Source organism: Streptococcus suis S735 (assembly GCF_000294495.1).
Classification (GTDB): Bacteria; Bacillota; Bacilli; order Lactobacillales; family Streptococcaceae; genus Streptococcus; species Streptococcus suis.
Genome location: NC_018526.1, coordinates 136,668 through 156,018 on the forward strand (window position 1 = coordinate 136,668; position 19,351 = coordinate 156,018).

The 19,351-nt window shown below is 43.4% G+C and carries 18 protein-coding genes; 15 read left to right on the plus strand and 3 right to left on the minus strand.

Annotated elements, in window-relative coordinates; translation table 11 throughout:
• The first annotated feature begins 137 nt into the window (after window positions 1-137).
• The 5 genes from gap to glnA all read left to right on the plus strand — a co-directional run bounded on the left by gap (window position 138) and on the right by glnA (window position 5,746).
• Window positions 138-1,148, plus strand: coding sequence for a type I glyceraldehyde-3-phosphate dehydrogenase (gene gap / locus YYK_RS00865; protein WP_012775479.1), 1,011 nt, complete (start codon window positions 138-140; stop codon window positions 1,146-1,148).
• 255 nt (window positions 1,149-1,403) lie between these two features.
• Window positions 1,404-2,603 (plus strand): phosphoglycerate kinase, encoded by a 1,200-nt coding sequence (locus tag YYK_RS00870; protein WP_011921748.1) that lies wholly within the window; start codon window positions 1,404-1,406, stop codon window positions 2,601-2,603.
• Between the two features lie 805 nt (window positions 2,604-3,408).
• Window positions 3,409-3,924, plus strand: coding sequence for an FUSC family protein (locus YYK_RS00875; protein ID WP_011921749.1), 516 nt, complete (start codon window positions 3,409-3,411; stop codon window positions 3,922-3,924).
• Between the two features lie 75 nt (window positions 3,925-3,999).
• Complete coding sequence (locus YYK_RS00880; protein ID WP_002940041.1) at window positions 4,000-4,371, plus strand: MerR family transcriptional regulator; 372 nt, start codon at window positions 4,000-4,002, stop codon at window positions 4,369-4,371.
• 28 nt (window positions 4,372-4,399) lie between these two features.
• Window positions 4,400-5,746 carry a type I glutamate--ammonia ligase gene (glnA, locus tag YYK_RS00885; RefSeq protein ID WP_011921751.1) on the plus strand — a complete coding sequence of 449 codons (1,347 nt, stop codon included), beginning with the start codon at window positions 4,400-4,402 and terminating at the stop codon, window positions 5,744-5,746.
• A gap of 222 nt (window positions 5,747-5,968) precedes the next feature.
• Here glnA and rnjA read toward each other — a convergent pair whose 3' ends face one another.
• Together rnjA and YYK_RS00895 are read right to left on the minus strand one after the other, a co-directional pair.
• Window positions 5,969-7,648 carry a ribonuclease J1 gene (rnjA, locus tag YYK_RS00890; RefSeq protein WP_002938522.1) on the minus strand — a complete coding sequence of 560 codons (1,680 nt, stop codon included), beginning with the start codon at window positions 7,646-7,648 and terminating at the stop codon, window positions 5,969-5,971.
• Between the two features lie 3 nt (window positions 7,649-7,651).
• Window positions 7,652-7,882, minus strand: a complete 231-nt coding sequence (locus tag YYK_RS00895) for a DNA-dependent RNA polymerase subunit epsilon (RefSeq protein WP_002938523.1) — start codon at window positions 7,880-7,882, stop codon at window positions 7,652-7,654.
• Between the two features lie 606 nt (window positions 7,883-8,488).
• Here YYK_RS00895 and tsaB point away from each other — a divergent pair.
• From tsaB to tsaD, 3 genes are read left to right on the plus strand one after another with little or no spacing between them, the layout of a single operon-like run.
• On the plus strand, window positions 8,489-9,172 hold the full coding sequence (gene tsaB / locus YYK_RS00900) for a tRNA (adenosine(37)-N6)-threonylcarbamoyltransferase complex dimerization subunit type 1 TsaB (RefSeq protein ID WP_011921754.1): 684 nt from the start codon (window positions 8,489-8,491) through the stop codon (window positions 9,170-9,172).
• Entirely contained in the window at window positions 9,169-9,609 is a 441-nt protein-coding gene (gene rimI / locus YYK_RS00905) for a ribosomal protein S18-alanine N-acetyltransferase (RefSeq protein WP_011921755.1), read from the plus strand. The genes tsaB and rimI overlap by 4 nt, the downstream gene beginning before the upstream one ends.
• The gene (tsaD, locus tag YYK_RS00910) at window positions 9,599-10,606 is read left to right on the plus strand and encodes a tRNA (adenosine(37)-N6)-threonylcarbamoyltransferase complex transferase subunit TsaD (protein WP_002938526.1); all 1,008 of its coding nucleotides are present in this window, start codon (window positions 9,599-9,601) and stop codon (window positions 10,604-10,606) included. Before rimI ends, tsaD begins: the two co-directional genes overlap by 11 nt.
• Window positions 10,607-10,642: 36 nt before the next feature.
• Here tsaD and YYK_RS00915 read toward each other — a convergent pair whose 3' ends face one another.
• Window positions 10,643-11,479 carry an AraC family transcriptional regulator gene (locus YYK_RS00915; RefSeq protein ID WP_009909131.1) on the minus strand — a complete coding sequence of 279 codons (837 nt, stop codon included), beginning with the start codon at window positions 11,477-11,479 and terminating at the stop codon, window positions 10,643-10,645.
• Between the two features lie 214 nt (window positions 11,480-11,693).
• On the opposite strand from YYK_RS00915, the gene YYK_RS00920 reads away from it, so the two are divergent.
• The 7 genes from YYK_RS00920 to YYK_RS00950 all read left to right on the plus strand — a co-directional run bounded on the left by YYK_RS00920 (window position 11,694) and on the right by YYK_RS00950 (window position 19,300).
• On the plus strand, window positions 11,694-12,968 hold the full coding sequence (locus tag YYK_RS00920) for an ABC transporter substrate-binding protein (protein WP_012774915.1): 1,275 nt from the start codon (window positions 11,694-11,696) through the stop codon (window positions 12,966-12,968).
• A gap of 68 nt (window positions 12,969-13,036) precedes the next feature.
• Window positions 13,037-13,930 (plus strand): carbohydrate ABC transporter permease, encoded by an 894-nt coding sequence (locus YYK_RS00925; protein ID WP_002939305.1) that lies wholly within the window; start codon window positions 13,037-13,039, stop codon window positions 13,928-13,930.
• Window positions 13,931-13,940: 10 nt separating this feature from the next.
• Entirely contained in the window at window positions 13,941-14,771 is an 831-nt protein-coding gene (locus tag YYK_RS00930; RefSeq protein ID WP_011921761.1) for a carbohydrate ABC transporter permease, read from the plus strand.
• Between the two features lie 9 nt (window positions 14,772-14,780).
• Window positions 14,781-16,982 (plus strand): alpha-galactosidase, encoded by a 2,202-nt coding sequence (locus YYK_RS00935; RefSeq protein ID WP_011921762.1) that lies wholly within the window; start codon window positions 14,781-14,783, stop codon window positions 16,980-16,982.
• 274 nt (window positions 16,983-17,256) lie between these two features.
• Complete coding sequence (locus YYK_RS00940) at window positions 17,257-17,958, plus strand: AzlC family ABC transporter permease (RefSeq protein ID WP_011921764.1); 702 nt, start codon at window positions 17,257-17,259, stop codon at window positions 17,956-17,958.
• Window positions 17,945-18,268 carry an AzlD domain-containing protein gene (locus YYK_RS00945; protein WP_012774916.1) on the plus strand — a complete coding sequence of 108 codons (324 nt, stop codon included), beginning with the start codon at window positions 17,945-17,947 and terminating at the stop codon, window positions 18,266-18,268. The genes YYK_RS00940 and YYK_RS00945 overlap by 14 nt, the downstream gene beginning before the upstream one ends.
• Before the next feature lie 9 nt (window positions 18,269-18,277).
• Window positions 18,278-19,300 carry a YeiH family protein gene (locus YYK_RS00950; protein ID WP_011922574.1) on the plus strand — a complete coding sequence of 341 codons (1,023 nt, stop codon included), beginning with the start codon at window positions 18,278-18,280 and terminating at the stop codon, window positions 19,298-19,300.
• The last annotated feature ends 51 nt before the right edge of the window (window positions 19,301-19,351 follow it).

The window sequence follows — 19,351 nt, forward strand, 5'->3', positions numbered from 1 at the left end:
CAATTTTCGGTAAATAGTTATATAATAAAAACGTTGAAAAGATGCTTGTAGGCTTACAAGTTAATATTTTCACAAAAGGATTAAAAGGCTTGCCTTTTAAAATAAAGAACTCGATTTTCATAAGGAGGAAATCATTCATGGTAGTTAAAGTTGGTATTAACGGTTTCGGACGTATCGGTCGTCTTGCTTTCCGTCGTATCCAAAACGTAGAAGGTGTTGAAGTTACTCGTATCAACGACCTTACAGATCCAGTAATGCTTGCACACTTGTTGAAATATGACACAACTCAAGGTCGTTTCGACGGTACTGTTGAAGTTAAAGACGGTGGTTTCGAAGTTAACGGTAAATTCGTTAAAGTTTCTGCAGAGCGCGAGCCAGGAAACATCGACTGGGCTACTGATGGCGTAGATATCGTTTTGGAAGCTACAGGTTTCTTTGCTTCTAAAGAAAAAGCTGAGCAACACATCCACGCTAACGGTGCTAAAAAAGTTGTTATCACTGCTCCTGGTGGTAACGATGTTAAGACTGTTGTTTTCAACACTAACCACGACATCCTTGATGGTACTGAAACAGTTATCTCAGGTGCTTCATGTACTACAAACTGTTTGGCACCAATGGCTAAAGCTCTTCACGATGCATTTGGCGTTCAAAAAGGTTTGATGACTACAATCCACGGTTACACTGGTGACCAAATGGTTCTTGACGGACCACACCGTGGTGGTGACCTTCGTCGTGCACGTGCTGCTGCTGCAAACATCGTTCCTAACTCAACTGGTGCTGCTAAAGCTATCGGCTTGGTAATCCCAGAATTGAACGGTAAACTTGACGGTGCTGCACAACGTGTTCCAGTTCCAACAGGTTCTGTAACTGAATTGGTTGCAACTCTTGACAAGAAAGTAACTGCTGAAGAAGTAAACGCTGCTATGAAAGCTGCTGCTACTGAATCATTTGGTTACACTGAAGACCAACTCGTATCTTCAGATATCGTAGGTATCTCATTCGGTTCATTGTTTGATGCAACTCAAACTAAAGTTATCGAAGTTGATGGCGAGCAATTGGTTAAAGTTGTTTCATGGTACGACAACGAAATGTCTTACACTGCACAACTTGTTCGTACTCTTGAGTACTTCGCAAAAATCGCTAAATAATCCTTAGTGAAAATCGAAGAGGCTTCGGCCTCTTTTTTGTTTTGATTGCTGAAATATAGCTGTTTCCTTATGCTAAGAAACAAGGATGGTATAAGTTGTTTCTGATTTGGCAACTTTAGAATTTGAAAAATCTGATTACGAGGCGATAGTTTTTAGATTTCATAACATTTGTGAAAAAAATATCTTTATGCAAGAAAAAATACAGAAAATATGATACAATGGTAAAGTAAATATAATTTAAGGAGTTCTTATCTAATGGCAAAATTGACTGTTAAAGATGTAGAATTGAAAGGCAAAAAAGTTCTTGTTCGTGTGGACTTCAACGTGCCTTTGAAAGATGGCGTTATCACTAACGATAACCGTATTACAGCAGCTCTTCCAACTATCAAGTATATTCTTGAGCAAGGTGGACGTGCAATTCTTTTCTCTCACCTTGGTCGTGTGAAAGAAGAAGCTGACAAAGAAGGTAAATCATTGGCTCCTGTAGCAGCTGACTTGGCGGCTAAATTGGGTCAAGACGTTGCTTTCATCGCAGGTGCTACTCGTGGTGCTGAATTGGAAGCAGCTATCAATGCTTTGGAAGATGGACAAGTTCTCCTTGTTGAAAACACTCGTTTCGAAGATGTTGATGGTAAGAAAGAATCTAAAAACGACGAAGAACTTGGTAAATACTGGGCTTCACTTGGTGATGGTATCTTCGTTAACGATGCATTTGGTACTGCACACCGTTCACACGCATCAAACGTTGGTATCTCAGCAAACGTAGAAAAAGCAGTAGCTGGTTTCCTTTTGGAAAACGAAATTGCTTACATCCAAGAAGCTGTTGAAACTCCAGAGCGCCCATTCGTGGCAATCCTTGGCGGTTCAAAAGTATCTGATAAGATCGGTGTTATCGAGAACCTTCTTGAAAAAGCTGACAAAGTTCTTATCGGTGGTGGTATGACTTACACATTCTACAAAGCTCAAGGTATCGAAATCGGTAACTCACTTGTAGAAGAAGACAAGCTTGATGTGGCAAAAACACTTCTTGAAAAAGCAAATGGTAAATTAATCTTGCCAGTTGACTCAAAAGAAGCAAACGCATTTGCTGGATACACTGAAGTTCGCGATACAGACGGCGAAGCAGTTTCAGAAGGCTTCCTTGGTCTTGACATCGGTCCTAAGTCAATCGCTAAGTTTGACGAAGCTTTGACTGGTGCGAAAACAGTTGTTTGGAACGGACCTATGGGTGTATTTGAAAACCCAGACTTCCAAGCTGGTACAATCGGTGTAATGGACGCTATCGTGAAACAACCAGGCGTGAAATCAATTATCGGTGGTGGTGACTCAGCGGCAGCTGCGATCAACCTTGGCCGTGCAGACAAGTTCTCATGGATCTCAACTGGTGGTGGTGCATCAATGGAACTCCTCGAAGGTAAAGTGCTTCCAGGACTTGCAGCTTTGACTGAAAAATAGGCGGTAAGTCAGGAATCTATGATTCCGTAGACGCACCCCCGCAAGGCTGAATAGGTTGGTCACAAGCGTAGCAAAGTGAACTGCCATTCAGCTACTGCGTATGAAAGATGAACGATGAAAAGAGTTGGGAGACCAACTCTTTTCTAGTACAAAGGCTAGATTTTCTGTGAACGTAGTGAGTTTAGAAAATCAGCCTAGGTAAAGGCTAAAATGCAACGGATTTCCGTTGCATTTTGTGCATCGCGTAGAGTTTCTACGAAGCTAAGCGAGTTAGAAAGTCTAGCAAGGTGTAAAGTGCTTCCAGGACTTGCGACGGCACGGAGTGCCTAGTGCCATGCCTAGTCTTTCTGGGAAGTGTGACCTAGAAAGACTGGCTAGGTGCTGCCTTGACTGAGAAATAGGCGGTGAGTCAGTTCAACATATCTCCCAGATATGTTGAGGTTAGAAATAGAAGAAACGAAGCTTCTGTCAAAAATGATTCCGTAGATTGTTACTTTGATTTTTCTTGGTGACAACTTCAAATAGTCCACTGGGCTATTTGAACCCCGCAAGGCTGAATCTTGGTCACAACTCCCATTCAGCTACTGCGCTAAAATATAAATGTAAAAAAAGACGTTGTTTTTTGCAGCGTCTATTTGTTTGTCTTACTTCTGGGTTCCTTCTTGCAGCTGATTTAAAGTGGCAGATTATTGGTTTTTCGAAAAGCTGGCGTGAACAGGAGGCTTTTCCAGTCGAGCTTAGGAGAAAAGAAAAGCTGGGCAGGTATTTGCTATTCTATTTTCCGAAATCATGTTAGAATAGAGGCATGTTTAAAAAATATACATTTGATCCAAAGAAATTTCGGTTGGGGATGCGGACGTTCAAATCGGGTTTGGCAGTTTTCCTAGTTATTCTTTTGTTTGGTTTTATGGGCTGGCAAGGGATTCAGATTGCGGCTTTGACGGCTGTGTTTAGTTTACGAGAAGACTTCGATCAGAGTGTCCATTTTGGAGCTTCTCGGATTCTGGGCAATTCTATTGGTGGTTTTTATGCGCTACTTTTCTTTATTTTGGATAGGTTATTCTTAGATCATTTTTGGGTAACTGCGGTTTTTGTTCCGATATTTGTCATGTTAACGATTATGACAAATGTGGCGATGAATAATAAAGCGGGAATTATTGGTGGAGTATCAGCTTTATTAATTATTACATTGTCTATTCCTGCTGGTGATACGATTCAATATGTGTTTATTCGTGTGTTTGAAACCTTTATCGGAGTTTTCATTGCGATTCTAGTTAATTATGATGTGAATGTTATAAAAAAACGTTTTCAGGATAAATGATGTTATAAAATATAACATCACCTATTGACCTCAAAAAAAAATTCTCCTATAATGGTAGGCAGAAAGGAGTTCATTATGAGAGAAAAAGAGTTTCGTCGTTCCTTAGCTATCTTTCCGATCGGTAGTGTGATGAAGTTGACAGATTTAACTGCTCGTCAAATTCGTTACTATGAAGATCAAGGCTTGATTAAGCCCGATCGCAACGAAGGGAATCGTCGCTTGTATTCTCTAAACGATATGGACTTACTTTTAGAAATCAAGGATTTTTTGGATGAAGGTTTGAATATTGCTGCGATTAAGAAGGAATATGCAAATCGGGAAGCGAAAGCTAAGGTCCAAAAACAGCAGAAAACCTTGACTGATGAAGATGTCCGTCGTATCTTACATGATGAATTCAGTCGTCAGGGACGATTTTCAAGTCCTAGTTCCATTTTCCGTTCGTCGTAATTAGCTTTTAAAATAGAGGAGAAAAATAATGACATTCACAGTGGCAGATATCAAGCGCGATATCAAAGAGAAAAACGTTACCTTCCTACGTCTTATGTTTACAGACATCATGGGAGTGATGAAAAACGTAGAAATTCCAGCAACTGATGAGCAGGTCGAAAAGGTTTTGTCAAATAAGGTCATGTTTGATGGTTCATCTATTGAAGGATTTGTTCGTATCAATGAATCAGATATGTATCTTTACCCAGATTTGGATACATGGACTATCTTCCCTTGGGGTGATGAAAATGGCCGTGTAGCTGGCTTGATTTGTGATATTTATACAACAGATGCTAAGCCTTTTGCTGGTGACCCACGTGGAAATTTGAAGAAATCGCTTCGTCACATGGAAGAGGCAGGTTTCTCTTCATTCAACCTTGGTCCAGAACCAGAATTCTTCCTCTTTAAGATGGACGAACAAGGAAATCCAACGCTTGAAGTAAATGATAAAGGTGGTTACTTTGACCTCGCACCAACGGACTTGGCTGATAATACACGTCGCGAAATCGTCAATGTCTTGACAGAGATGGGCTTTGAAGTTGAAGCGAGTCATCACGAAGTGGCAGTAGGTCAGCATGAAATTGACTTCAAATATGCGGATGTCTTAAAAGCTTGTGACAATATTCAAATCTTCAAGTTAGTTGTTAAAACAATTGCTCGTAAGCATGGCATGTATGCGACCTTTATGGCCAAGCCTAAGTTTGGTATTGCTGGCTCAGGTATGCACTGTAACATGTCCCTCTTTGACAAGGATGGAAACAATGCCTTCTTTGATCCAGAAGATCCTCGCGGTATGCAACTGTCTCAAACTGCTTACCATTTCCTTGGTGGTTTGATTAAGCATGCTTATAACTATACTGCTATTACAAACCCGACAGTGAACTCTTACAAGCGTTTGGTTCCAGGCTTTGAAGCTCCTGTGTATATTGCTTGGGCTGGTAAAAACCGCTCACCATTGGTTCGCGTACCTGCATCACGTGGAATGGGAACTCGTTTGGAATTGCGCTCGGTTGATCCAACTGCCAACCCATACTTAGCTATGGCAGTTCTATTGGAAGTTGGCTTGGAAGGTATTCAAAATAAAATTGAAGCACCAGCACCAGTAGAATCTAATATCTATGCAATGTCTGATGAGGAGCGTCGTGAAGCAGGTATCACTGATCTTCCTTCAACTCTTCACAATGCATTGAAAGCTCTTCGTGAAGACGAGGTAGTTCGTGCAGCTCTAGGTGATCATATCTATACGAATTTCTTGGAAGCTAAGAAAATCGAATGGGCAAGCTACGCAACCTACGTTTCTCAATGGGAAATCGACAACTATTTGGATATGTATTAAACAAAGGACCCCGACGGGTCCTTTGTTCACGAGCCGAGAAATTGGAAATCGGGTAATGGTCCAGTGGAGTGAAGTGGTCTGGAAAGAGACTGTTTCAGTCTGAGCTAATAAATAGCAGGGCGAGGGGATAGACATGAGCTTGAAATCTGTCTTTTTTCAAGCTGGGTTATCTTGTTAATATAAAATAAATCCCAGAGGTTTCACCTCTGGGATTTTAGTGTGTTATCGGTCAGGCGTCAGAATCATTGGGATAATGATTGGTTCACGCTCTGTTTTTTCGTATAGGAATGGTCGTAGGGCGTTAACAATGGCGCCGTTGACTGTTTGGATATTTGCGTCTTTGTTGCGCATGGCGATGCGGATAGCGTTGAAAAGGACGCGTTGGCTTTCGCGAATGAGCTCGCCAGATTCTCTCATATAGATAAAGCCACGGCTGAGGATGTCTGGTCCTGCTAATATCATCTTAGAATTAAAATCGACAGTGGCTACTGCAAGGACAACACCATCTTCTGAAAGATCGCGGCGGTCTTTTAGAACAGCTGCGCCGATTTCACCGATGCGGTTTCCATCAACATAGATGTCTTGGGCGTTGAATTGACCTGCGAGACGTGCAGAATCTTTTGTCAGAGCAAGGACATCTCCGTTTTCCATGATGAAGATATTATCTTTGGGAACGCCTGTATCAACAGCTAGGCTGGCATGGATTTTTTGCATGCGGTATTCACCATGGACAGGCATGAAGTATTTGGGTTTGATCAAGCGGAGCATGAGTTTTTGCTCTTGTTGACCACCGTGTCCAGAGGTATGGATGTTGTTGATCTTGCCGTGAATAACATCGACACCGGCTTCAATCAAGATATTGATGAGCTTGTTGACACCTGTGGTATTTCCCGGAATAGGACTGGACGAGAAGATAACCGTGTCGCCTGGCTGGAGTTGCACCTGACGGTGGGTACCGTGGGCGATGCGAGAGAGTGCGGCCATAGGCTCACCCTGGCTACCTGTACAGAGAATCATGATCTCGCTGGCAGGGTATTCTTTGATCTCGTTTGGCTCGATGAAGGTATCCTTAGGCACCTTGATGTAGCCGAGCTCGATACCGTTAACAATGGCTTTTTCCATGGAACGTCCAAAGACAGCGATCTTGCGTCCGGTCTTAACCGCTGCATCAGCCGCCTGTTGGAGACGGAAGATGTTGGAGGCAAAGGAAGCAAAGATGATGCGTCCGTGAATGCCTTCAATCAGCTTCATAATGGACTGACCGACCACTTTTTCCGAGTTGGTGAAGGTTGGGACTTCAGCATTTGTCGAGTCGGAAAGGAGGCAGAGAACGCCTTCTTCACCCAGGGCGGCCATGCGGTGAAGGTCTGCTGGCTCACCAACAGGAGTGAAGTCGAACTTGAAGTCACCGGTACAGACGATTTTCCCTTGAGGTGTATCAACGACGATACCGAGAGGTTCTGGAATGGAGTGGGTGGTACGGAAGAAGCTGACTTTGAGGTGCTTGAAGGTCAACTCTGTATTATGATTGATTTCATGCAAAGTCGCATCACGGAGCAGACCGTGTTCTTCCAATTTGCCTCGAATAAGGGCGAGGGCTAAAGGTCCAGCATAGATTGGGACATTGGCCTGCTTGAGTAAGAAGGGAATGCCTCCGATGTGGTCTTCGTGCCCGTGGGTAATAACCAGACCTTTAACGCGGTCTAGGTTTTCAACGATGTAGGAGTAGTCTGGGATAACGTAGTCGATACCCAATAGGTCATCTTCTGGGAACTTGATACCGGCATCGACGATGAGAATTTCATCCTTATACTCGATACCGTAGGTGTTTTTCCCGATTTCTCCCAAACCACCGATGGCGAAAACGCCAACTTCATGAGGTTTTAGATTGACTGATGACATGGATTAAAACTCCGTAATTTTGAAATCTGCGTGCTCTTTCTCGTATTCAAGATGATTGTCTGATAAGAGGTCGATAAATTCGATATTGTATTCAGGGCGGTTGGTTTCCACCAATTCACGCGCGATAATACGACCTTCCAATTCTGATGCAGCATCGATGTCTAGATAAAGAGCACGTGTCTGCTCGCGACGTGGGCTAATTTTTGATTCTTGATAGAATACTTTATAAATCATGTGTAGTATAGTTCCTTTCTTTTTGACTGGCAACTATGAAAAAAGCCTCAAACAGTTGGGTCTGTCTGGTAATATCTATTCAATTTTCTCGAGTTGTCAATTTATTCAGTCTAAATGTACTCTTCATTATACCATAAAATATGCTGATGGTAAAAGGGTTTGGTAGGAAAATGGAAAAGTGTCATGATTTTCAGAAATTCGGTATTTCAGAAGGGTATAAATCAAAGAAATGAGTTAGGATTCCGAGTGTGTTGGGATTACTAAGACTAAGTTCAATTGTGCTGAGAAATGCCTATCAACTGCCAGATAGTGATGTGACTTACTAGAATGACAAATCGGTTCGATCCATTAACCTACTAGAAATCACACCCCAGTCTTTTCCATTATTTGAAAAAATATCCAAGATAGCTTACAATAGAGAGTAGCATTTAAAAGTCTTTCAGTTTGCTTTTAGTACTAGGCAACGAGCTGCGGGCTGTACTGGAGTACGGCACAGGGAGTTCAAACAATACAGTGTATTGTTTGAAGTGGGAAATACGGAAACGAAGTTTCCTCAAGTGTTGAAGTAATAAAAGCAAACCGAATGACGTAAAGAAAGAGAAACTTATGAAAATACTAGCTTTGGACAGCTCCAATCAGGCCTTATCGGTTGCCTTGGTGGAGGACGGTCGTTTGCAGGCGGAAACCCTGTTGGCTGTCAAGAAAAATCATAGTATCAGCCTCATGCCTGTGGTTGATTTTTTGGTAGCGCAGGTGGGCTGGACACCCAAAGACCTGGATCGGATTGTGGTCGCTCAGGGACCTGGCTCCTACACGGGCCTGCGGGTGGCGGTGGCGACCGCCAAGACCTTGGCCTACACCCTCAAGATCGACTTGGTGGGGCTATCTAGTCTTCAGTCTCTGGTTCCTCCTAGCCTGACGGGTCTGGTGGTGCCTCTCATTGATGCCCGCCGTAACTGCGTCTATGCAGGTGTTTATGAAAATGGCAGAGCAGTCGAGCCAGACCGCTACTGGTCTTTTGAAGACTTGCTTTCTAGCCTGTCTGGTAAGGAAAATATTACCTTTGTCGGAGAAGTAGAAAACTTTATGGAGCAAATCGAACAAGCTCTACCGACTGCTCAGTATCAAGCTAGTCTGCCGTCTGCCTATCAGCTAGCAGTAATCGGTCAAGACTTGCCAGCAGTAGATGTGACGAGCTTTGAGCCCAACTATCTCAAGCATGTAGAGGCAGAAGAAAACTGGCTCAAGGACAACCAAGTTGGCTCAGAAAGTTATATCAAGCGTGTATGATAGAGATTAAACACTACGACGGTCAGGAAAATCTGGCGGAGGCTGTGTTGGCAGTTATGCAGTCCGTCTATGATCAGTCACCTTGGACCTTGGAACAGATTGTTTCAAGCATGACCAGTCAGTATGAGGATTATTATTTGGCCTATGAGGGTCAGGAATTGGTCGGATTTTTGGCTGTGCAGACGGTGCTGGATGAGATGGAAATCTTGCAGATTGCTGTCAAGACTGATTTTCAGAGGCTGGGAATCGCCAGTCAACTGATGGCTGCTGTGATGGACTGGGATGGGGATATTTTCCTCGAAGTGAGAGAGTCCAATAGCGCAGCTCAGGCCCTCTATACACGCCAGCATTTTACCAAAATAGGAAAACGAAAAGACTACTACCGCCATCCTGTCGAGGACGCGGTGATAATGAAGAGAGAACGTGATGAAAGATAGATTGATTTTGGCGATCGAGACCTCCTGTGACGAGACCTCGGTGGCTGTTTTGCGAAATGACGCGGAGCTTTTATCCAACGTCATTGCCAGCCAGATTGCCAGCCACCAGCGGTTTGGTGGGGTGGTGCCCGAGGTGGCCAGCCGTCACCATGTGGAAGTGATAACGGCCTGTATCGAGGAGGCCTTGTTGGAGGCGGAAGTGACGGCAGAGGACCTGACGGCTGTGGCTGTGACCTATGGGCCTGGCTTAGTTGGTGCCCTGTTGGTCGGGATTTCAGCTGCTAAGGCCTTTGCCTGGGCTAACGGTCTGCCGCTCATTCCTGTCAACCACATGGCAGGGCATTTGATGGCGGCGCGGGCGGTCAAGGAGTTGGAGTTTCCGCTCTTGGCTCTTTTGGTCAGCGGTGGGCACACGGAGTTGGTCTATGTGTCAGAGGCAGGTGACTACAAGATTGTCGGTGAAACGCGAGATGATGCGGTCGGCGAAGCCTATGATAAGGTGGGTCGGGTCATGGGCCTGCCCTATCCAGCTGGTCGGGTGATTGACGAATTGGCACATGAGGGGCAAGACATTTATGACTTCCCTCGGGCTATGATTAAAGAGGATAATTTGGAGTTTTCTTTCTCTGGTTTGAAATCCGCCTTTATCAACCTCTACCACAATGCCCAGCAGAAAGGGGAGACCTTGTCCAATGCGGACTTGTCAGCCTCTTTCCAAGCCTGTGTTATGGACATTCTCATGGCTAAGACCAAGAAGGCCTTGGAGCAATACCCTGTCAAAACCTTGGTGGTAGCGGGCGGTGTGGCAGCTAATCAGGGCTTGCGAGAGCGGTTGGCTGCTGAAATTACCGATGTGGAGGTTATCATTCCCCCGCTTCGCCTCTGCGGTGACAATGCAGGTATGATTGCCTTAGCAGCGGTCAGTGAGTACAATAAGGAAAACCTTGCTGGCTGGGACCTCAATGCCAAGCCTAGTCTGGCTTTTGAGAATTTATAGAATAAAAACCTCTTACGTCAAGGATACGTAAGAGGTTTATTTGTGGATTTTTCGCCAGCGATTTGGAGAAATTTGGTAATGTCTTTTAAAAGCAGTTGAAAAATTGAATTGGTTGGAGTAGCCGATTTCTTCAGCAATTTCCTGTAGTGTCTTAGTAGTGTTTTTTAAGAGTTCGCAGGCTTCGCTGAGTCGGTATTGGATGATAAATTGTTGAGGTGAGATGTTCATTTGCTCCTTGAATAGCCGACTGAAGTAGTGGCGATTGAGGTTGCACACTTGTGCCAAATCATCGACGGATATAGCTTTCTCATAATTTCGTTCTACGAAGTTGATAGCTTCTCGTATATAAAATTCCTTGTTTTCATCGTGTTTGCTACTTGTTTTGGTTAGCGAACAGTCAATGAGGCAGGAGATAAAGAGGTAAAGGTGTCCGAGAACTAGAGCGCTTTTTTGATGATGGAGCGCGAGAATTTGTTTCATTTCATGGTAGACAGGGCTAGAGGTGGGCATTTCTCGTTGTGAAAAGATAGGTTGTTCTTTCGAGAGCCCTGCCTGTCTGAGAAAATGCTCAGTTTTCAGACCGTCAAATTCAAGCCAGATATAGGTCCAGGGGTCCTTTTCGTCTGCTTCGTAGCTACAGATGGCGTCTGGGGAGATAAGGAAGCCCTGTCCTGCGGTTAGGTGGTATTCACGTTGGTCGGAGGTATCGTAAAAAGTACCTGAACCAGAGATGATGTAGTGAAACAGGTAGTGTTGTTTCATAGTTGGGCCGAATGAGTGAAGTGGCTTACAGGCTTCCATGCCAAATTGGATGGGGTAAAAATCTACATAGGATCTGTTATTAAAGACGTAAAATTCAGGTTGTATTTTCATCGTATTCTCCATACCAAAAGTGTAAAGGCTTACAATTAGTATAGCATATTTATATGTAAATGTGACATTTTATTTGAAAAAATTAAAAAATATCCCAAAATCATATGGAATATGTCAAATATTCCTATTTGATTATAAAGCGCTTACATGTTATAGTTATAGTAGAAATAACAAAGTTCGTCGACGTATTCGACAAAAGAAAAGGAGTATTATCATGAAGAAAATTGGTCGCTATGTTACCTTGCTTGCGGCTGCAGGCCTGCTGGCAGCGTGTTCTACTTCGACTGAGTCTAGCAAAACTACGGGAGGAAGTAGTTCAGGAAAGACAGAAATATCCTATGCTATTTGGGATTCTGGTCAAGAGCCTGGTTTGAGAAAGATTGCGGATGAGTTTGAGAAAAAGAATCCAGATATTAAAATCAATATTCAAGTATCGGACTGGGATTCCTACTGGACCATGTTAGAAGCTGGTGCGACAGGTGGTTCATTGCCTGATACCTTCTGGATGCATTCAAATGAGATTTATCGCTATGGTTCCAATGAAATGCTATTGCCATTGGATGAATACTTAGCCAAGAGTGAAGATGCCAAACTAGCTAATTTCCCAGATGGTTTGAATGAAATCTACAACATAAATGGTAAGCAGTACGCTATTCCAAAAGATTTCGATACAATCGGTCTTTGGTACAATAAAAAATTATTTGACGAAGCAGGCATTCCATATCCAGATGATACTTGGGATTGGAATAAGTTGAAAGAAGTAGCGAAGAAATTGACCAAGCCAGATGGTAGTCAGTATGGTTTCGGTGCTGGTTTGAGTAACCAAGAGGGCTACTACAACTTTATCTATCAAAATGGTGGTAAGGTTATTACTGATGATTTGAAATCAGGCTATGCTGATCCTAAGACCATTGAGGCTTTGGATTACTACTTTAGCTTTGTCAAAGAAAAAATTTCACCGGCTATTACAGTAGATAAAGAGCGGGCCGAAGCATTCCAAAACGGTCAAGTGGCTATGAGCGTCTTCGGTTCTTGGAATTTATCTGGTTTCACTGCTAATGACTACATTCGTGAAAATGCTGATGTAGCTGTTTTGCCAAAAGGTCCAGATGGAACTCGTGCAACCATCTTTAATGGATTGGGTCATGCCATTGCTGCTACCACTAAACATCCAGATGCTGCTTGGAAATGGGTTGAATACCTCAGCTCAAAAGAGGCACAAGAAATGCAGGCAACACTTGGTGTGGCAATCTCGGCTTATAAAGGCGCGGCAGATACTTGGGTAGATTCAAACAAAAACTTTACTATCAAGAATTATGTTGACATGGTGGATTATGCACAGATTCGTCCATATTCACAAACAACCATCAAGTGGGAAGATAAGGCTTATGAGCTATTGAAACCTGCTTATCTTGGAGAAAAAGCAACTGAAGAAGCTGCCAAAGAAACAGCTGATATGATGAATGCTGAATTAGCAACTGAAAAATAGGTAGGAGGTCTTGGGAAGTTGATTCTTCCCCGGACCTTCTTATTAAAATGAAGAAGGATGGGGATAAGATGTTCCGAAAAAAAGGAAGTTTAAATGAGGCAATTTGGGGATGGGGAATGGTAGCACCGACCATTATTGGATTAATCGTGCTCAATATTATTCCTATTTTCCAAACCATGAAGATGAGTTTTCATAAGAGTGGAGATTTCGGCAAAGGTGACATCTTTGTCGGCTTGGCAAATTACCAACGCATGTTAGGGGATGCGCAAGTGTGGCAGGCGACATGGAATACCTTGAAATATACGATTCTAGTTGTTCCGGCTACCGTTGCCTTGGCCATGTTGCTTGCAGTTTTGCTTAATTCTAAGATTAAAGGTAAGCATATTTATCGAACCATTTTTTTCTTGCCTATGGTGGCAGCACCAGCCGCGGTGACCATGGTTTGGAAATGGCTCTACAATACGGACTTCGGCTTGATTAACTATATCTTGCGTCGTTTGGGACTGGGTGCTGTGAACTGGATTGAAGATCCAAAGATTGCTCTATACTCAATCGCTTTGATTGGAATTTGGAGTACGGTTGGCTATAGTATGATTTTAATTTTAGCTGGTTTGCAAGAAATTCCAACGGATTTTTATGAGGCAGCTCGCATTGATGGAGCTAGTCCGGCCAAGCAATTTTTCTCCATTACCCTGCCATTGGTTTCACCAACCCTGTTCTTTGTTGTGGTAACCAGTGTCATTCAATCCATGCAAGTCTTTGATGTTATCTATATGATGGAGGATGTTCGTAGTCCTGCCTATGATAAGACAGTATCTCTGGTTTATCTGTTTTACAATAATTCCTTTAAATATTCGGATAAGGGCTATGGCTCCACCATTGTCATGTTGTTGTTATTGATTATTCTTGTCATTACTTTCGTTCAGATGAAGGTACAGAAAAAATGGGTGCATTACCGTTAAGGAGGTTCATGTGAAACAATCAGCTTTTAAATCAACAATCTGGATGCATGCCTTCTTGATTTTAGTGGCAATGGGCATGCTGATCCCATTTGTTTGGATGGTGTTGACGTCTTTTAAAACGGTAACCGAATCCACTCAGATGAATCCTTTCCACTTTTTACCAAGTAACTGGATGGTGAGCAATTATACGGAGGCTATTCGGACTAATAATTTTCCGATACTCTATCTGAACACCATTTTGATGATGTTATGGCGTATCTTTAGCTCGGTTATGTTTTCAGCTATGGCAGCTTATGCCTTTGCTCGACTGGAGTTTCCTGGGCGGAATTTCTTGTTTGGTCTGGTCCTCTTTCAAATGATGGTGCCACCTCAGTTATTCGTCATTCCTCAGTATTTGATGATTGACCAACTTGGTATGCGCAATACGATTTTTGCTCTGGTATTCCCAGGAATTGTCAGTGCCTTTGGGACATTCTTGCTCCGTCAATTTTTCATGGGGCTTCCAAAAGAATTGGAGGAGTCTGCGAAATTGGATGGTTGTAATATCGGGCAGACCTTCTTTAAGGTCATGTTGCCATTGGCCAAGTCTGGCTTGATTGCCTTAGCGATTTTTACGGCTTTGTTTGCTTTCAAGGATTTGCTGTGGCCATTGATTATCAACTCAGAGGCTGACAAGGCTACCCTATCTAGCGCACTTTCTAAGATTCAGGGAGCTTACGCTGTTAACTATCCTCAGCTCATGGCTGCAAGTGTTTTGGCTATTTGGCCGATGTTGGTACTGTATGTGATATTCCAGAAGCAGTTCATCCAAGGGATTGCGACATCTGGTGGAAAATTATAGGAGGCTACAATGGGAATTATCTTTCATGAAAAGACAAAGGAATTCCATCTTTACAATGAGTTTATTAGCTATGTGTTGACGGTCTTGCCTAATGGTCATATTGGTAGTTTGTATTATGGAAAGCGTGTAACAGAAACAGCTTCTTATCAGTATGTACGTGAAGATGAGTATCGTGCTTTGACTTCCTTTGTAGAAGACGATGACCGTTTCTTTTCGCTCCAATATGCCAATCCTGAATTTGCTTGTTATGGTACAACGGACTATTTTTCTCCGACTTTTGAGTTGGTGCAGAAGGATGGTAGCAGTCTATCGCACTTTGTGTATCAAGGTCATGCGATTTATGCTGGGCGATCGGCTTTGAAGGGTCTTCCTCATCTCTATCTGGATGAGGAGGGACAGGCAGATAGTTTGGATATTTATTTGTTGGATGAAGATTCGCAGACCCGGCTGGTCTTGTCTTATACGATTTTTCGAGATTATCCAGCGGTGACTCGCTCTGCTCGTTTTGAACAACTCGGAGAAAAATCTGTCTGTTTGAACCGTGCCTTGAGTATGACACTTTGTCTGCCTGATATGGACTATGATTGGTTGCATTTGGATGGGGCTTGGGGGCGTGAGCGGCATCTGCAACTATCGCCTCTTCATCAAGGTTGTCAGTCTATTTACAGTCTCAAAGGGGCTAGTAGTGCGGAGCACAATCCCTTTATGGCTTTGAAACGCCCAACTGCGGATGAGCAACAGGGAGAGGTACTAGGCTTCTCGCTCGTCTATAGCGGAAACTTTTTGGCGCAGGTGGATGTGAGTTCTTTCCAAAAAACAAGAGTGAGTATGGGAATCCATCCTGAGCGTTTTTCTTGGACATTAGATAAGGGAGAAGAGTTCCAGACGCCTGAGGTTGTTATGGTTTATAGCGAGCATGGTTTGAATGGCATGAGCCAAACCTATCACCGCCTCTTCCAAAAACATCTGGTACGTGGCTATTGGCGTGATAGAGAACGACCTGTTCTCTTGAATAACTGGGAAGCCATGAGTTTTGATTTTGATGAGGAAACAATTCTTTCCTTGGCCAAAGAGGCTGCAGGTCTTGGTGTTGAACTCTTTGTCATGGATGATGGTTGGTTTGGCAAGCGAAACCATGACCGAGCAGGCTTGGGAGATTGGACGGTCAACCGAGAGAAATTACCAAGTGGCTTGACAGGGATTATTGACCAAGTTCATGCTATGGGAATGAAATTTGGACTTTGGATCGAACCTGAAATGGTCAATAGGGACAGCGAGCTTTACCGAGCGCATCCAGACTGGATTTTCCATCATCCTCAGCATAGTCAATCGCACGGACGCCACCAATATACGCTGGATTTGTCGAGGGAGGATGTTTATCAAAATATTCATGACCAACTCCATCGGCTGTTGGCTGAGCATGATATTGATTATATCAAGTGGGACATGAATCGCTATATGACAGAGGTCTTTACATGTACACGGGAGGCGGATCGACAAGGTGAGACCTTCCATCGCTATATTCTCAATCTCTACCGTTTATATGATAGCCTGATAGCAGCTTTTCCGACAGTCTTATTCGAATCTTGTTCAAGTGGTGGAGCTAGATTTGATCCAGGGATGCTCTACTATGCACCGCAAACCTGGGTCAGCGATGACACGGACGCCATGGAACGCTTGAAAATCCAATATGGAACGAGCATGGTCTATCCTTTGAATAGTATGGGTTGCCATGTGTCAGCTAGTCCAAATCAGCAGTTGGGGCGTGCTACTCCACTAAACACACGTGCCAATGTTGCATTCTTTGGAAGTTTTGGCTATGAATTGGATTTGTTTGAGTGTAGCCAAGAAGAGTTGGAAGAGATGAAAGAGCAGATTGCCTTTTACAAGACTCACCGTAAGATTTTCCAACAGGGTATTTTCACTCGTCTGAAAAGTCCATTCGATGGAGAAATAACGGCTTGGCAGGTCCAATCCTCGGATGGTCAGCAAGTCATCGTGGGTTATTATCGTCGGTTGACAACGGCTAATCTCTCCTATCAACGCTTGTATTTGCAGGGATTGGAAGAGGAAGCGGTCTATCACCTTGATGGAGAAGTTTATACTGGTAGCCAATTAATGCATACAGGTTTGTCGATTCGACATGGGGACCATGTTGGAGACAATAAGGACTTTACTTCTTGTTTGATGGTCCTTCAGAAACAACAGTAGCATCCCTATTCCTAGGCCCAGCTATCGGCTGGGTCTATTTTATGCAGAAAGTACATCAATAAGGGCAAGACCTCTACTTATACTCTTCGAAAATCAAAATTATCCGTTGTCAACTTGCCTTGATGAACTCCAGTTCTATCTTCGGCTTCGTTTCCTAGGCTACTTTTGATTTTCATTGAGTATTAGATATAAGAATTCTTGAAAAACGGGTTGCAATGTGAGAAAATGAGAGAATAATTCTTCAATCAATTAGTGAGGGGAAGGGAGATAATGAATGAAGAAATATGCTTTTCGTGAAGGGATGCGCGATGCCATTCCCACTGTATTGGGCTATGCCAGTATTGGTCTAGCCTGCGGAGTCGTATCGGTTAATTCGGGCATTTCTACTGTGGAGATGGGGCTGATGAGCCTATTAATCTATGCCGGGAGTGCTCAATTTGTCATGTGTGCCATGATTTTTGCAGGTGCGCCTTTGTTATCCATTGCAGTAACCGTTTTCTTTGTCAACCTGCGTAATTTTCTGATGTGCTTGCATGCGACAACTATTTTTCAAGGAAATCGTTTAGGGTCGAATATCTTGATAGGATCCTTTGTGACGGATGAATCCTATGCAGTTCTTTTGCGTAAGCAGATTGAGCATCATACCATTACTCCAGAATGGATGTACGGAAATAATTTTGCAAGCTATGCCTCTTGGGTTACATTCACGACTCTCGGCAATCTGATTGGTGGTCTCATTCCAAATCCTGAGCAGTTTGGATTGGACTTTGCCTTGGTTGCTATGTTTGTCGGTATTTTTGCAGGTCAGTTAGAGGCTATGGTTCGGACCATTCCGCTGAAAAAAATTGGCTTAATTCTGCTGGCAGTCGGTCTGGCCTATATCGGTCTGTCTATGATGGTGTCGTCCTATGTGGCAGTGCTCTTGGCGACACTACTAGGTTGCTTTGTGGGGGTGATGATTGATGATAAAAACTAACATTTTACTGATTATTCTAATGGCGGCCCTGGTGACCTGGGTGCCACGCGTCCTGCCTTTTGTCCTGACGCAAAATAAATCTCTCCCTCCAAAGTTGGTGAAATTCCTCAGCTTTTTGCCAATCACTATCATTTTTGCATTGACCCTCTCCAGTATTATGGATGAGAAAGTTGGCTCCTTGCCAAGTTTTCTCCCTGTGGAAAGCTTAGCTATTCTTCCGACATTTTTTGTGGTTTTGAAAACAAAAAATATCCTTTTAGCAGTCTTGGTTGGCGTTGTTACAACCGCGTTGTTACGTTTGATATTTTAGGAGGTTTTTATGGTAAAAGAAAATGCCAAAGGTGTCGGACTTTGTTTCCTTTTGGCTTTGGTGGGTCAGTGGTTAGGTCATTTATTTCCACTTGTAGGTGGGCCTGTTTTTGCCCTTCTAATTGGGATGGGTCTGTATCCCTATTTTTCAAGTAAAAATGCATTTCAGTCAGGCTTAACCTTTACTTCCAAGAAAATTTTACAGTATGCTGTGATTTGTTTGGGATTTGGATTAAACTTATCAGCGGTCTTGGCAGTTGGGCGTCAATCTCTTCCAATTATTCTTTCGACCATTAGTTTTGCTTTGATTTTGGCATTTCTGATGTGGAAAATCTTGCCCATTTCATCTCATCTGGCAACCTTGATTGGCGTAGGTACCTCTATCTGTGGAGGCTCTGCCATTGCGGCGACTGCTCCCATTATTCAGGCAGATGATGAGGATGTGGCACAAGCAATCTCGGTCATCTTTCTCTTCAATGTCTTGGCGGCTTTGGTCTTTCCTAGTCTGGCAACTTGGCTTGGGTTTTCGACTGATTCGGGTCAGGCCTTTGGGATGTTCGCCGGAACGGCGGTCAATGACACCTCCTCTGTGACAGCAGCGGCTTCGACTTGGGATAGCTTATATGGTCTAGGCAGTCAGACCTTAGATACAGCAGTGACGGTTAAGCTAACACGAACTTTAGCCATTATCCCGATTACAACGGTTTTAGCAATTTGGCAAACCCGAGGAAAGGGTCTCAAGGCAGACAAGAAGTCCCTCTTGGCAGGTTTTCCGACCTTTATCTTGTATTTTATCTTAGCTAGTCTAATCACAACGATAGCGGGTGGATTTGGTATAGGGGCAGATTGGTTTGCTCCGTTGAAGTCCCTCTCTAAATTTTTCATTTGTATGGCTATGGTGGCGATTGGTTTGCGGACCAATGTGTTTGCCTTGGTGAAAAATGGCAGAGCGGCTCTCATGGTTGGTCTGGTTTGCTGGCTGGGAGTGACGGTGTTGACACTGGTCTGGCAAGCGATTTTGGGGATTTGGTAAGAGAAATGTGAGTGGGAAAGACATCATTTCCTATTTCAAACAATTTTTGAG

Excerpts from the sequence above, each read along its gene's own strand:
- gap (WP_012775479.1), top strand. The coding sequence starts at position 138 with ATGGTAGTTAAAGTTGGTATTAACGGTTTCGGACGTATCGGTCGTCTT.
- YYK_RS00870 (WP_011921748.1), top strand. The coding sequence starts at position 1,404 with ATGGCAAAATTGACTGTTAAAGATGTAGAATTGAAAGGCAAAAAAGTT.
- YYK_RS00950 (WP_011922574.1), top strand. The coding sequence starts at position 18,278 with ATGGTAAAAGAAAATGCCAAAGGTGTCGGACTTTGTTTCCTTTTGGCT.
- YYK_RS00935 (WP_011921762.1), top strand. The coding sequence starts at position 14,781 with ATGGGAATTATCTTTCATGAAAAGACAAAGGAATTCCATCTTTACAAT.
- YYK_RS00920 (WP_012774915.1), top strand. The coding sequence starts at position 11,694 with ATGAAGAAAATTGGTCGCTATGTTACCTTGCTTGCGGCTGCAGGCCTG.
- YYK_RS00945 (WP_012774916.1), top strand. The coding sequence starts at position 17,945 with ATGATAAAAACTAACATTTTACTGATTATTCTAATGGCGGCCCTGGTG.
- rimI (WP_011921755.1), top strand. The coding sequence starts at position 9,169 with ATGATAGAGATTAAACACTACGACGGTCAGGAAAATCTGGCGGAGGCT.
- YYK_RS00875 (WP_011921749.1), top strand. The coding sequence starts at position 3,409 with ATGTTTAAAAAATATACATTTGATCCAAAGAAATTTCGGTTGGGGATG.
- YYK_RS00895 (WP_002938523.1), bottom strand. The coding sequence starts at position 7,882 with ATGATTTATAAAGTATTCTATCAAGAATCAAAAATTAGCCCACGTCGC.
- rnjA (WP_002938522.1), bottom strand. The coding sequence starts at position 7,648 with ATGTCATCAGTCAATCTAAAACCTCATGAAGTTGGCGTTTTCGCCATC.
- YYK_RS00880 (WP_002940041.1), top strand. The coding sequence starts at position 4,000 with ATGAGAGAAAAAGAGTTTCGTCGTTCCTTAGCTATCTTTCCGATCGGT.
- glnA (WP_011921751.1), top strand. The coding sequence starts at position 4,400 with ATGACATTCACAGTGGCAGATATCAAGCGCGATATCAAAGAGAAAAAC.
- YYK_RS00915 (WP_009909131.1), bottom strand. The coding sequence starts at position 11,479 with ATGAAAATACAACCTGAATTTTACGTCTTTAATAACAGATCCTATGTA.
- YYK_RS00940 (WP_011921764.1), top strand. The coding sequence starts at position 17,257 with ATGAAGAAATATGCTTTTCGTGAAGGGATGCGCGATGCCATTCCCACT.
- tsaD (WP_002938526.1), top strand. The coding sequence starts at position 9,599 with ATGAAAGATAGATTGATTTTGGCGATCGAGACCTCCTGTGACGAGACC.
- tsaB (WP_011921754.1), top strand. The coding sequence starts at position 8,489 with ATGAAAATACTAGCTTTGGACAGCTCCAATCAGGCCTTATCGGTTGCC.
- YYK_RS00925 (WP_002939305.1), top strand. The coding sequence starts at position 13,037 with ATGTTCCGAAAAAAAGGAAGTTTAAATGAGGCAATTTGGGGATGGGGA.